Consider the following 13331-nt stretch of genomic DNA (forward strand, 5'->3'; position numbering starts at 1 on the left):
CGGGCGCGCGTCCATAAAAGCGGTGAGCGGCAATTGTGCTCCGGGTGAATGATGATCTCGCGAAGGTTTTTCGCTGTTCTGGCAGTGGCTCTTCTCAGCGCGGCTCCAGCCTACTCTCAGCAAACGCAAGCGCCCGGTTATACGATTCATGCGAACTCTCGCGTTGTGCTTACCGATGTCACGGTCACCGATGCGAAGGGCAATCCCGTTCATGGACTGCCGCAATCCATCTTCCGCATTTTCGATAACAAGCAGCCGCAGATGATCACGAGCTTTGAGGAACACGCGAGCGCTCCAGCTCCGACGGTGCAGGCAGCCTCGTCCGCCGCTTCAGCGGGCGTTTACAGCAATGACTATCTTCAGCATCTGCCGCCGGTGCTGAATGTCATCGTCATCGACATTGCCAACCTCAACATGCCCGACCAGATGTATCTCAACTATCAGCTGACGAAGTTTCTTAACGAGCAGCCGGAAGGGCAGCCACTGGCGATCTATCTGCGCGCGGCGAATTGTTTTCTGGTGCAGAACCTCACTCCCGACCGGAAGCTGCTGCTGGCTGCAGTGCATAAGGCGATCCCGCGCTTTCCTCCTACGGGGCGCGAATACTTGAGCGACATCGATACGCTGCACCAGATCGCGCTCTCGCTGGGCCAGTTGCCGGGACGGAAGAATATTCTGTGGTTCTCGGGCGGCTCCACGCTGTTTCTGCGTCCGGACCCCACTGTGTATGAGGATTACGCGGCATGGCGCAATCTTTACGATGAGCTCGAGCAGGAGCGCATTGCTGTCTATCCGATCGACGCGCGCGGCCTTACGGTTTACAGCGGCCCCGGCATGTTTGCGCAGCATGCGGTGATGAATAATGTGGCGGAGGCCACCGGAGGGCAGGCTTTCTACAACAGCAATGGGCTTAAGGAAATTGCCGAGCACTTACTCAATTCAGATAGCAGCTTCTATACGTTGACTTATTCGCCGCATGACTTCCGCTTCGATAACAAGTGGCACAAGGTGCGCGTGGAAATAGGCGAGGGCCACTACCATCTCAGTTATCGCAGCGGTTATTTTGCGGATGGCAGCGGTGGCGGAGCGGAACAGCCAACGAAGCCGAGAACGCGCCTGATGGCCAACGGAGACCGGATCGAGCTGCCTGAATTGCGCAGCCAGCCGATCATCTTTCAGGCGCGCGTGCTGCCTATGTCGGACCCCGCGGTTGTGAGCCTGCCTGCGCCTTCGGGAACCCTGCCTGAGCCGCCGCCCAAGAAAGGAGCCACGCCGTTCCGGCTGCGTTATTCGGTGCCCGCTGAGGCGCTGACGCGGCGGTCCGTGGATGGGAAGACCCAGGCCGTGCTGGGCATCGGGTCTGTCACTCTTGCCGGCGATGGCTACCCCCGGGATCGTAATGCAGAGCAAGTAACACTGACTTTCAATGAGGAAGCACTGCGCCGCAATCTGAATGCTCCGATAGTAGTGGATCAGACAGTGAACCTGTCGAAGGACGACCGGTATCTCTACCTGGTGGTATGGGACATGACCAGCGGGCGGCTGGGCTCGCTGGAGGTTCCGGTGGATGTTAAGAAGAAGGAAGTGATGAAATGATGCGAAAGTGCGAACCTGCTGTGGTGGAACCGGCAAAAAAGCAGGTCCTTCGACTACGTTCCCTCCGGTCACTTCGCTCAGGATGACAAACGTTTTTGTATTTGACCTAGAAGAGCACCTCGATGCTAGCTGCGGCCTTCGCGTTTCTGAGCGACCACCAGGCCGCGCGGCGTAGGCAGCAGAACGACAGAGAGCAGGCCCTGGGCTTCGAGGCGCAGCGCGGCTTCGCGCACGATCTTGAGATGTGAGCTGGCGTCATGCATCAGGATGAGGCCGTGTGGATTGACCTGCGGGAGGAAGCGCAGAATCTCCTGCTCGCGGACGGGCATGTCGCTGTCGGTAAAGAGAAGATCAATTCGTCCGTCGATTTTCATTTCGAGGCTCGATTCGTTTCTGAGGTCGATCCATTCGGCCAGGCCGGAGCTCGCTACTTTTTCCCGCGCCTTTGCGAAGACCTGCGGGTCGAGCTCGCAGCTGATGATTTTGCCGAAGCCGTTCTGCTTGAGGCCTTCAGCCATCCAGATCGTACTGACGCCCATGAATGCTCCGGTCTCGACAATCAGCTCCGGCTTGATGGTGGTGACGAGTGTGCGAAGGAATTCGAGGACTTCAGCCTCGGCAGTCATGGAGTCATACATACTCCAGCGCTTTGGATGAGGGCACTCTGGAGTGGGGCGGTGGTATTCGGGCAGGAGCGTGCCCTTTGCGCGCTCGGCCTGCTGCATGACTTTGTGTTCCTGTTTCAGTTTTTTGCGGAAGAGGCTCATTGTTGGTTCTAAATGTAGATAAAAAATCAGCGCAGGCTGAAACTGCAGGTCCCTCCGCTACGGTCGGGATGACAATTCCACAGAGCAAGAGGAAGGGCAGCCCGAGCTGCCCTTCGCATCGAACAATCGTTCGTGTTAGACGGTAACGGCCTGTTCGGCGTTGACGTTGACCGGGGTCAGCCAGCCGAAGCGGTCGGGCTTGAGGCCATTGGCGATACCGAAGAACTCATCGGCAAGCTGCTTCGTAATGGGGCCGATGTTGCCGTCGGCGACCAGCACCCTGTCGACCGAACGGATGTGCGTGACTTCCGCAGCGGTTCCGGTGAAGAAGACTTCGTCAGCAATGTAGACGAGCTCGCGTGGCAGCGCCTGCTCGACAACAGGGATGCCGAAGTGGCGGGCCAGCGTCAGCACGGAGTCGCGCGTGATTCCGGCAAGCACCGAGTTCGCAAGCGGCGAGGTGTAGATAACGCCGTTGCGCACGATGAAGAGGTTTTCCCCCGAGCCTTCCGAGAGGTAGCCGTTGGTGTCGAGCGCGATGCCTTCAGCGTAGCCGTTGGTGTCGGCTTCCATGCGGATGAGCTGCGAGTTCATGTAGTTGGCGCCGGCCTTGGCGAGCGAAGGCATGGTGTTGGGCGCGAGGCGGTTCCAGGAGGAGATGCAGACGTCGGCGCCGCTGTCTCCGGCGACGTATTTGCCCCAGGGGTAGTTGACGATGTAGACCTCGATGGGCGAGTTCTTGGGGTTCACGCCGACTTCGCCGTATCCGCGCAGCGCAATGGGACGGATGTAGCAAGGCGCCACGCCGTTGGCTTCGATCAGCTCGACGACAGCGCTTGAAAGCTGGTCGAGCGAATAGGGCAGGTTCATGCGGTAAATCTTGGCCGAGTCGATGAGGCGCTGCATGTGCTCGGGCAGGCGGAAGACAGCCGCTCCCTGCGGCTGGCCGTAGCAGCGGATGCCTTCAAAGACGGATGAGCCGTAGTGGATGACGTGGCTCATGACGTGAAGCTGGGCTTTGTCCCAGGGAATGAGGTTGCCGTTGTGCCAGATTTTGCTGGTGGGCTGGATAGGCATTGAAGCCGATGCTCCTTTCCTTCGGAAAGTTGATTATATCGTCGCGGAGGTACGGTTGGCGGGGTTTGTGGCTCGATCGAAATTTAAAAATCCACCGCCAAGGCGCTAAGGACGCCAAGGTTCCACGGAGGAAGCTTGGCACTGAACACGTTCGCGCCATCGAATAGCGTTTCTGCAAGGAAATAGAGTAACTTTCATCTCAATGGTTATGTACGGACCGGCGAACCAGGCGTTGCACGATTTTCAGAATTCGGCTTATGTGCGCTTTTCGCTGCTCGCCTTCAGCTCGATCTTTTTCCTCGTCGATCCTTTTGCGGCGATGGGCACCTTCATTGCCATTACTGCGGGCGCGGACGCGAAACGGCGGAAACGCATGGCCTGCAAGGCCGCTCTGACCTGCTTTATTGTGCTGACGGCGTTTGCGCTGGCCGGGCAGTTTATCTTCAGCCTCTTTGGGATTAAACTGCCAGCGTTCGAGATTGCGGGCGGGCTGATCCTGCTTCTCATCGGCATCGATATGCTTGAGGCGAAGCGGTCGCCGACGCAGGAATCGTCGGACGAGACGATCGAAGCCGCAGCCAAGGAAGACGCGGGCATTGTGCCGATGGGGATTCCGATGCTCGCCGGGCCTGGCGCGATTTCGAGTGTGATGGTTCTGGTCGGGCAGGCCCCGAACCGCTGGCAGATGTTTGCCATCATCGGCTCGATTGCGATTACCGCAGTCGCAAGCTATGGAGTGTTAAGCAGCGCGGACCGGCTGCGGCGCATACTGGGGGAGACCGGCATCCGCATCCTGGTGCGTATTATGGGACTGTTGCTGGTCGCGCTGGCAATGCAGTTCTTCGTGAACGGACTGACAGACCTGGGCGTGATCGCGCGCCAGAACTGATGCCTCCGGCGGCGCCTGCGCGGCGGGCGGTGCTTGCCGCACGGGCCTTGGGTATGAAGGCAAGGAATGTTTTACATTCCTTGCCTTCATACAGACAGATGCAATGACGACGAGCAATCGTCGCGAGCGGAAACACATTGTGAATAACAAGCGGATCTTTTCAAGCCTGCTCATACTGTTGTTCTTGGCAGCAACCCCCGTTCCTGTACATGCCAGCTTTCAGCAACCGCCTCCGTGCAAGAATTCCTTTACTCCCGACAAGGAAATCGCCGAAGGCAAGAAGGCCGCGCAGCAGGTGTATAAGACCATGCCGGTGCTGCCGGATTCGAGCTCTGTGACGCAGTACATACAGCGGCTGGGTGCAAAGCTGGTGCAGTATGCTCCTGCTTCGTCTACCGGGACCCAATGGCCTTATGAATTTCATGTAGTCAACCAGGTGGACATCAATGCCTTTGCGCTGCCTGGCGGGCCTGTCTTTGTGAACCTGGGGACGATTCAGGCGGCGGAGACCGAGGCGCAGCTGGCCGGCGTGATGGCGCATGAGATTTCGCACGTGGTGATGCGGCACGCGACCTGCAACATCACCAAGCAGCAGTCTCAGGCTCCATTGTGGGCTATTGGACAATTGGCGGCAGGGGTTATCGGCGGACAGCTGGCGGCGCAGGGCGTGGGCGCGGCGGCAGGGATGACCTTCCTCAAAATGGGCCGCGATGCGGAGCGGCAGGCGGATCTGATGGGGACAAACATTGCTTATGATGCCGGGTATGATCCGCGGGGCATGGTGCAGTTCTTCGAGATCATTCAGGGCAAATATGGCGCAGGTGGAACGCAGTTTCTAAGTGACCATCCGAACCCAGGCAACCGGACTGAATACGTTAACGCTGAGATTGCCACGCTTGCTCCGCGCTCGAATTGGGTAAAGACGACGCCGGAGTTCGAGAAGATCAAGAAGATCGTATCGGGAATGCACGCGTATACGGCGAAGCAGATTTCAAGCGGTGAATGGAAGACTGGGGCGAGCAATGTGTCGAGTGATGGATCGAACAACGAAACGAGCAATGGGCCGAACAACTTGACAGCTCAGCCCGTGGACTTCAAGGCCAGCGGTGACTGGCAGCTTCTTGATAGCACAGGGTTTTCCGTGCAATATCCGGGAAACTGGCAGGCCTCGCAAAGGATGGACGGCGCGACGATAGCTCCGCAGAACGGCGTGAGCACGACGAACGGAAACAGCACAATTGTCTATGGCGTGATGGTCGATGCTTACCGGCCGGATCAGGCTGCCGATCTGGCAACCTCTACGAACCAGCTGGTGTCCGCGATGCAGAAGGAAAACCCGGGCATGAAGTCGGTGACGAATATCGAAGATGTGCGCGTGAACCAGCAGCCGGGCAAAAGCGTGGAGTTTGTGAATCAGGGGCAGTCGGAGCGCGACTGGATGGTGGCGATTACGCGGAAAGACGGGTCGTTGAGCTACCTGGTGTTTGTGGCCCCGCAGAAGGATTTCGAGGCGCTGCGTCCGACGTATGAGCAGATGCTGAGGACATTTCGGATCAAATAACTTGTGACTTGCCCCTTCGGCTGCGCTCCGTGGGCTCTAAGGCACTTGCCTATCGGCGCACTCTCGATGGTGCTTACATGGGTGATTTTGCTTGTTTTATTCGGTCCGCAATGCAGGCGCGCACTTAAAACAAGCGTAAACATTAATGGAAACACGTTTTTCAACAGTTGTTTACAGTTTTCAACAGTTGCGGGAATAGTTGCCGGTTGCTAGTATTGCTCTTGTCGCTTCGAGACAGCGATGAGCGCTGGAAAGTGCTTGTTGCTCGAAAAAGCGTGCCGACTTGCAAGAATCTGGCCGGCGCGTTAAGATCAAAAGCGACACGAAGCAGTGGGATCAAAACGGTTTCGCCCCCGGCCTTGAATGGTTCGAGTGGAAGACGAAATCCGGTGAGTTCGAAGGACGCGTGAAGCGTCAATCTGAACAGACAATCCATTGCAAGCAGGGAGTTTAGCTCCCACGGGCCTGAGGGCCCTCCGCTGAGTATGCTCTGCGGATGATCTTTTAGAGTTTGGCGCCGGTTGCGGCTTTTTAGGGTTTGCGGGAATCACAAATTCTCCCGTTCACTTGGTTCGAAGATAGTCTTCGAGGGTGATCTGGATAGTTCGAAACGTGATTCGGTCAGCGATAAAGATTTTTGAAAGAATCGCTTGACTCATTAACGCAGGATTGATAATCTTAAAAAGTTCGCGCAAAAACAGGGCGCAACAAGTTCGAGGACGCGCGACGAGGTCGCGCACTCGATCCAGAAGCAGTCCGCTCAGGCGGTAACTGTTGAGGATCTTTGACAATCAGGTTGAACATGCCAGTCGTGAGAATGGAAGAAGATCGGTTTGATCATTCTCACTATATTATCCCTGCAATCTTTCGAGCATTGCAGGGTGGATTGCCTCGCTGACCTCCGTCGGTCGAGTGCAGTCCTCAGGTTTCAAACGAGAGTTTGATCCTGGCTCAGAATCAACGCTGGCGGCGTGCCTAACACATGCAAGTCGAACGAGAAAGGGGCTTCGGCCCTGAGTAAAGTGGCGCACGGGTGAGTAACACGTGACTAACCTACCCTTGAGTGGGGAATAACTTCGGGAAACCGAGGCTAATACCGCATAACACCTACGGGTCAAAGGAGCAATTCGCTTAAGGAGGGGGTCGCGGCAGATTAGCTAGTTGGCGGGGTAATGGCCCACCAAGGCGGTGATCTGTATCCGGCCTGAGAGGGCGCACGGACACACTGGAACTGAAACACGGTCCAGACTCCTACGGGAGGCAGCAGTGGGGAATTTTGCGCAATGGGGGAAACCCTGACGCAGCAACGCCGCGTGGAGGATGAAGTCTCTTGGGACGTAAACTCCTTTCGATCGGGACGATTATGACGGTACCGGAAGAAGAAGCCCCGGCTAACTTCGTGCCAGCAGCCGCGGTAATACGAGGGGGGCGAGCGTTGTTCGGAATTATTGGGCGTAAAGGGTGCGTAGGCGGTTCGGTAAGTCTTGTGTGAAATCTTCGGGCTCAACTCGAAGTCTGCACGAGAAACTACCGGGCTCGAGTGTGGGAGAGGTGAGTGGAATTCCCGGTGTAGCGGTGAAATGCGTAGATATCGGGAGGAACACCTGTGGCGAAAGCGGCTCACTGGACCATAACTGACGCTGATGCACGAAAGCTAGGGGAGCAAACAGGATTAGATACCCTGGTAGTCCTAGCCCTAAACGATGATCGCTTGGTGTGACGGGTACCCAATCCCGCCGTGCCGAAGCTAACGCGTTAAGCGATCCGCCTGGGGAGTACGGTCGCAAGGCTGAAACTCAAAGGAATTGACGGGGGCCCGCACAAGCGGTGGAGCATGTGGTTTAATTCGACGCAACGCGAAGAACCTTACCTGGGCTCGAAATGTAGTGGACCGGAGTAGAAATATTCCTTCCTAGCAATAGGCTGCTATATAGGTGCTGCATGGCTGTCGTCAGCTCGTGTCGTGAGATGTTGGGTTAAGTCCCGCAACGAGCGCAACCCTTATTGCCAGTTGCCATCATTTAGTTGGGCACTCTGGTGAGACCGCCTCGGATAACGGGGAGGAAGGTGGGGATGACGTCAAGTCCTCATGGCCTTTATGTCCAGGGCTACACACGTGCTACAATGGCCGGTACAAACCGTCGCAAACCCGCGAGGGGGAGCTAATCGGAAAAAGCCGGCCTCAGTTCGGATTGGAGTCTGCAACTCGACTCCATGAAGCTGGAATCGCTAGTAATCGCGGATCAGAATGCCGCGGTGAATACGTTCCCGGGCCTTGTACACACCGCCCGTCACATCACGAAAGTGGGTTGTACTAGAAGCAGGTGAGCCAACCGCAAGGGGGCAGCCTTCCAAGGTGTAATTCATGATTGGGGTGAAGTCGTAACAAGGTAGCCGTAGGAGAACCTGCGGCTGGATCACCTCCTTTCTAAGAGAGAACGTTATGGCAATCTCATGTATCCGCGATGGCGGACGACTTTCGAGTCGCGCATGAATGTGCCATACACCCCTCGGCTCCGTTCCTGACGGAAGCTGAGGGAGCCTGAATCAAACCTTCTCTGCTTCTTCAAGTTCAAGATCGATGGTCATCGGCAGCGTAGCTGCCGAGCATGTTCAGCCTGGTCCTCGAAAACTTTCTCGAGTACGCACACGCGACGAGCATAGGGCTCAGTTAAAATAGTTTCGTCTAGTTTTTTCTGGGCAGTAATGCCGGGCCTGTAGCTCAGTTGGTTAGAGCGCACCCCTGATAAGGGTGAGGTCGGTAGTTCGAATCTACCCAGGCCCACCATAACTTAAGATGGGGCTGTAGCTCAGCTGGGAGAGCACCTGCTTTGCAAGCAGGGGGTCAGGAGTTCGATCCTCCTCAGCTCCACCAATTCCGTACAAGAGACTGCCTGAAGGTGAGCTTCCGTAGAGGAAGTTGATCTTTGGGCAGAGTCGAGCGTAAGTTGTCTCGACTATGTTCGATCCGCCTCAGGGCGAGCATCGGTGAAAGCTGATGCATGGATGTTTGACAACGAAATCGATTGGGTAAATACAAGGCTGAGCAAGGCTTTGGTTTGCGGGTCTGGTCTAGACCGGCAGATCGAGTCATGTTCAAGTTGAGTGTCTTTAGATCAAAAATAACTTCTTGTGAAAAGCGTCTGTAAGTTGATGCAATCACAATTGGCGGTAATACCAGGTTTTAATTCCTGCATGGAATTAATTCTATGGGCAAGCTACTAAGGGCGCACGGTGGATGCCTTGGCAGAAACAGGCGATGAAGGACGTGGCAAGCTGCGATAAGCTTCGGGGAGCCGCACACAGGCGTTATATCCGGAGATTTCCGAATGGGGAAACCCTCCTGAGCAAACCTCAGGAACGGCCCGCTGAATACATAGGCGGGCACGAGCGAACCCAGGGAAGTGAACCATCTCAGTACCTGGAGGAAAAGAAAGAAACCTCGATTCCGAAAGTAGTGGCGAGCGAAATCGGATGAGCCCAAACCCGTGGCATTTCGGTGTCTCGGGGGTTGTAGGACCTGCAACAGTAGAGTTACCAATCCGGTAGTTAGTCGAATCCTCTGGAAAGGGGATCCATAGAGCGTGACAGGCGCGTAGACGAAAGCTATCCGGACTCGAAGCAGGCACCTGAGTAAGGCGGGGCACGTGAAACCCTGCTTGAATCCGCGGAGACCATTCCGCAAGGCTAAATACTCGTTTCTGACCGATAGTGAACCAGTACCGTGAGGGAAAGGCGAAAAGAACCCCTGTTAGGGGAGTGAAAAGTACCTGAAACCGTGTGCCTACAAGCAGTGGGAGGGCTATGCGCGCAAGCGAATGCCTGACCGCGTGCCTATTGCATAATGAGCCGGCTAGTTATTCTTGTCAGCAAGGTTAAGCGTAAGCGAGCCGAAGCGAAAGCGAGTCTGAATAGGGCGTTCAGTTGGCAGGAATAGACGCGAAGCGGGATGATCTACCCTTGGCCAGGTTGAAGGTGGGGTAACACCCACTGGAGGACCGAACCGGTGTTTGTTGAAAAAAGCTCGGATGAGCTGAGGGTAGGGGTGAAAGGCTAATCAAATTCCGTGATAGCTCGTTCTCTCCGAAATAGCTTTAGGGCTAGCCTCGGATGATTTGCAGTGGTGGTAGAGACATGGATGGACTAGGGGGCTTTCCGGCTTACTGAATCCAACCAAACTTCGAATGCCACTGACAACCAGTCCGGGAGTCAGACAGTGGGGGCTAAGCTCCATTGTCGAGAGGGAAACAGCCCAGACCGCCTGCTAAGGTCCCCAAGTTACAGTTAAGTGGGAAAGGAAGTCGGAACGCCCAGACAGCCAGGAGGTTGGCTTAGAAGCAGCCATCCTTTAAAGAAAGCGTAATAGCTCACTGGTCAAGCGGTCCGGTGCCGACAATACAACGGGGCTAAAACTGTACACCGAAGCAGCGGATGCACACCTATGGTGTGCGTGGTAGGAGAGCATTCTCAACAGCAGTGAAGCCAGACTGAGAAGACTGGTGGAGCGTTGCGAAGAGACCCTGCCGGCATAAGTAGCGATAACGGAGGTGAGAACCCTCCGCGCCGAAAGTCTAAGGTTTCCTGAGGAAGGTTAATCCGCTCAGGGTTAGGCGGTCCCTAAGGCGAGGCCGAAAGGCGTAGCTGATGGACATCCGGTTAATATTCCGGACCTCCCAGCTCTCGTTTGACGATGGGGAGACGCAGAAGGATAACCAGGGCCCACTATGGCTATTGGGTTCGATACGCGTAAGCTGGTTCGCTTAGGAAAATCCGGGCGAGCTTAACAGTGAGGCGTAAAGCAGTAGGCTGTATAGCCGAAAGCTGGTGAGTTCACGCTGCCAAGAAAATCCTCTAAGGAGAGTAGTTGGGAACCGTACCCCAAACCGACACAGGTAGACGAGGAGAATATCCAAAGGCGCTCGAGTGAAAGCTTGTTAAGGAACTCGGCAAATTGGACCCGTAACTTCGGGAGAAGGGTCGCCCACCTCTGGTGGGCCGCAGTGAAATGCGCACGGCGACTGTTTAACAAAAACACAGGTCTCTGCAAAGTCTAAAACGACGTATAGGGGCTGACGCCTGCCCGGTGCCGGAAGGTTAAAAGGAGAGGTTAGCCGCAAGGCGAAGCTTTGAATTGAAGCCCCGGTGAACGGCGGCCGTAACTATAACGGTCCTAAGGTAGCGAAATTCCTTGTCGGGTAAGTTCCGACCTGCACGAATGGCGTAACGATCGTGCGACTGTCTTAACGAGTTGCTCGGCGAACTTGTAGTACCGGTGAAGATGCCGGTTACCCGCAGCTAGACGGAAAGACCCCGTGCACCTTTACTACACCTTAACTATGAATTATGACTCTTACTGCGCAGGATAGGTGGGAGGCTTTGATCCCAGGCTCTCGGGCTTGGAGGAGCCACCGGTGAGATACCACCCTGTGAGTGTTGTGATTCTAACCTGCTCCCGTCATCCGGGAGAGGGACATAGTTAGGCGGGTAGTTTGACTGGGGCGGTCGCCTCCTAAATTGTATCGGAGGCGCGCGAAGCTACTCTCAGGCTGTTTGGAAATCAGCCGTCGAGTGCAAAGGCATAAGAGTGGTTAACTGTGAGACCTACAAGTCGAGCAGATGCGAAAGCAGGCCTTAGTGATCCGGTGGTTCTGTATGGAAGGGCCATCGCTCAACGGATAAAAGGTACGCCGGGGATAACAGGCTGATCATTGCCAAGAGTTCATATCGACGCAATGGTTTGGCACCTCGATGTCGGCTCATCGCATCCTGGAGCTGTAGAAGGTTCCAAGGGTTAGGCTGTTCGCCTATTAAAGCGGTACGTGAGCTGGGTTCAGAACGTCGCGAGACAGTTCGGTCCCTATCTGCTGTGGGCGTAGGAGATTTGCAGAGGGCTGTCCTTAGTACGAGAGGACCGGGATGGACGAACCTCTTGTGTTCCAGTTGTCATGCCAATGGCACGGCTGGGTAGCGAAGTTCGGTTGTGATAACCGCTGAATGCATATAAGCGGGAAGCACGCTCTAAGATGAGATCTCCCTGAAGGGCCCAGGAAGACCACCTGGTTGATAGGCTGGAGGTAGAAGCGCAGTAATGCGTGTAGCTTACCAGTACTAATCGCCCGTTCGGCTTGACCATAGAATTAATTCTGTGCAGAGTATTGCCAGACAATTCAACAAGCCTTGTCACAGGTGTGGACTTTAGTCCCCACCTTAAAATCAATCGATTTCGTTGTGAGATATCAGAGTTTCGGCAATGCAGTTCAAGATTGTCGACGTGGCGCCAGTTTGCCGTTTTCGCTTCCGAGAGAAAAAGCTCGTTGAAGTTACCTGGCTGCGGGAGAAACAGCCCGCCAAGCGCCCTCAAGTTCTAAGGTGCTTTGAGGTCCTTCGCGTAAAACGCTCAGGATTTCGGCACAAGGTGTAGACGCCTTGTAAGCGCCTCAATTTGCCGGTGACCATACTGCGAGAGTCACACCCGTTCCCATCCCGAACACGGAAGTTAAGCCTCGCTGGGCCGATGGTACTGCACGAGAAATTGTGTGGGAGATTAGGTGATCGCCGGCATAATCATAAAAAGCCCGCTCTTACGAGCGGGCTTTTTGCTTTCCGTCATAAAATACGTGCATGAACACCATTCTCGAAATCCCGAAGCTGCCAAGCAGCGTTGTGCTTGATCCGCCACTTACGGATGAGGAATTCGAGGAACTGTGCGCAGCGAATGATGTGGCGAGATTGGAAAGAACAAAGGAAGGCACGATCGTAGTAAATGCACCGACAGGCGCAGACAGCAGCAGCGGCAATATTGAGATTGGCTCCCAGTTGAGAGACTGGTGGAAGCAGCATCGACGGGGCAGAGTTTTTGATTCCAACGCAGGGTTCTTCTTGCCGGATGGCTCCTCTCTCAGTCCGGATTCTGCCTATGCCACAGCGGAGCAGATGCACGGCCTCACCAAAGAAGACAGGAAGCACTTCCTGCATCTTGCCCCTGCCTTTGTGATCGAGTTGTTGTCGGCTTCCGATAGCCTTCCGAAAGCCAAAAAGAAGATGGAGTCCTGGATTGCCAATGACGCTCAACTGGGATGGCTCATCGATCCATACAGCCGCAATGTCCTTATTTACGAACCGGGCCACCCGGTGCGTTTGGAGATTGGAAACAAAGTCGCAGGCACTGGACCGGTCGCAGGCTTTGTGCTCGATGTTGCTGCTGTCTGGAGCCTCTACGAGGACTCTGATCAGGGCACGGAAGTTTAAGTCTCGCTGAGGGCCGGTGGTACTGCACGAGAATTCGAACAGGCTTTTGCATTTCTCGGCTTTTTCAAACAGATAACCACATCGCAGGTAAGGGTCAAATGCACAAAACGCCGTGACTACGAATACTGTCGTAGTTCGACATGATCCCTCCTCGCGGTGTGCTGTACGCGATGAATCGTGATTTTTCCACTAT

6 protein-coding genes, 2 tRNA genes and 3 rRNA genes are annotated in these 13331 nt (G+C 55.3%); 9 read left to right on the plus strand and 2 right to left on the minus strand.

Annotated features, from left to right (window positions below; all coding sequences use genetic code 11):
- Nucleotides 1-48: 48 nt before the first annotated feature.
- Nucleotides 49-1596 carry a VWA domain-containing protein gene (locus tag AC5S16_RS12400; protein ID WP_493930389.1) on the plus strand — a complete coding sequence of 516 codons (1548 nt, stop codon included), beginning with the start codon at nucleotides 49-51 and terminating at the stop codon, nucleotides 1594-1596.
- Between the two features lie 125 nt (nucleotides 1597-1721).
- Here the strand turns inward: AC5S16_RS12400 and AC5S16_RS12405 are convergent, their stop codons facing one another.
- Both AC5S16_RS12405 and AC5S16_RS12410 read right to left on the minus strand, forming a co-directional pair.
- A complete protein-coding gene (locus AC5S16_RS12405; protein WP_493930390.1) occupies nucleotides 1722-2363 on the minus strand; it encodes an O-methyltransferase in 642 nt (213 codons plus the stop codon).
- A 135-nt stretch (nucleotides 2364-2498) separates the two neighbouring features.
- On the minus strand, nucleotides 2499-3440 hold the full coding sequence (locus AC5S16_RS12410) for a branched-chain amino acid transaminase (RefSeq protein WP_493930391.1): 942 nt from the start codon (nucleotides 3438-3440) through the stop codon (nucleotides 2499-2501).
- A gap of 202 nt (nucleotides 3441-3642) precedes the next feature.
- Between AC5S16_RS12410 and AC5S16_RS12415 the strand changes: the two genes are divergently transcribed.
- The 8 genes from AC5S16_RS12415 (at nucleotide 3643) to AC5S16_RS12450 (ending at nucleotide 13138) form a co-directional block, all read left to right on the plus strand.
- Nucleotides 3643-4329, plus strand: coding sequence for a MarC family protein (locus AC5S16_RS12415; RefSeq protein WP_493930392.1), 687 nt, complete (start codon nucleotides 3643-3645; stop codon nucleotides 4327-4329).
- A 103-nt stretch (nucleotides 4330-4432) separates the two neighbouring features.
- Nucleotides 4433-5890 carry a M48 family metallopeptidase gene (locus AC5S16_RS12420; protein ID WP_493930393.1) on the plus strand — a complete coding sequence of 486 codons (1458 nt, stop codon included), beginning with the start codon at nucleotides 4433-4435 and terminating at the stop codon, nucleotides 5888-5890.
- Between the two features lie 928 nt (nucleotides 5891-6818).
- Nucleotides 6819-8318: ribosomal RNA gene (locus tag AC5S16_RS12425) — 16S ribosomal RNA — on the plus strand.
- A gap of 283 nt (nucleotides 8319-8601) precedes the next feature.
- Nucleotides 8602-8678, plus strand: a tRNA-Ile gene (locus tag AC5S16_RS12430).
- Nucleotides 8679-8689: 11 nt separating this feature from the next.
- Nucleotides 8690-8765 (plus strand) — tRNA-Ala (locus AC5S16_RS12435).
- Between the two features lie 336 nt (nucleotides 8766-9101).
- Nucleotides 9102-12023, plus strand: a 23S ribosomal RNA gene (locus AC5S16_RS12440).
- Between the two features lie 311 nt (nucleotides 12024-12334).
- A 5S ribosomal RNA gene (gene rrf, locus AC5S16_RS12445) occupies nucleotides 12335-12451 on the plus strand.
- The 16S, 23S and 5S rRNA genes sit together here with 2 tRNA genes alongside, the layout of an rRNA operon.
- Nucleotides 12452-12511: 60 nt before the next feature.
- Complete coding sequence (locus AC5S16_RS12450; protein WP_493930394.1) at nucleotides 12512-13138, plus strand: Uma2 family endonuclease; 627 nt, start codon at nucleotides 12512-12514, stop codon at nucleotides 13136-13138.
- Nucleotides 13139-13331: the final 193 nt, after the last annotated feature.

This window comes from Acidobacterium sp. FHG110202_01, assembly GCF_059115305.1.

What these genes read in the sequence shown, in the direction of transcription:
- AC5S16_RS12405 (WP_493930390.1), bottom strand. Translation starts at nt 2,363, where the DNA reads ATGAGCCTCTTCCGCAAAAAACTGAAACAGGAACACAAAGTCATGCAG.
- AC5S16_RS12410 (WP_493930391.1), bottom strand. Translation starts at nt 3,440, where the DNA reads ATGCCTATCCAGCCCACCAGCAAAATCTGGCACAACGGCAACCTCATT.
- AC5S16_RS12420 (WP_493930393.1), top strand. Translation starts at nt 4,433, where the DNA reads ATGACGACGAGCAATCGTCGCGAGCGGAAACACATTGTGAATAACAAG.
- AC5S16_RS12450 (WP_493930394.1), top strand. Translation starts at nt 12,512, where the DNA reads ATGAACACCATTCTCGAAATCCCGAAGCTGCCAAGCAGCGTTGTGCTT.
- AC5S16_RS12415 (WP_493930392.1), top strand. Translation starts at nt 3,643, where the DNA reads ATGGTTATGTACGGACCGGCGAACCAGGCGTTGCACGATTTTCAGAAT.
- AC5S16_RS12400 (WP_493930389.1), top strand. Translation starts at nt 49, where the DNA reads ATGATGATCTCGCGAAGGTTTTTCGCTGTTCTGGCAGTGGCTCTTCTC.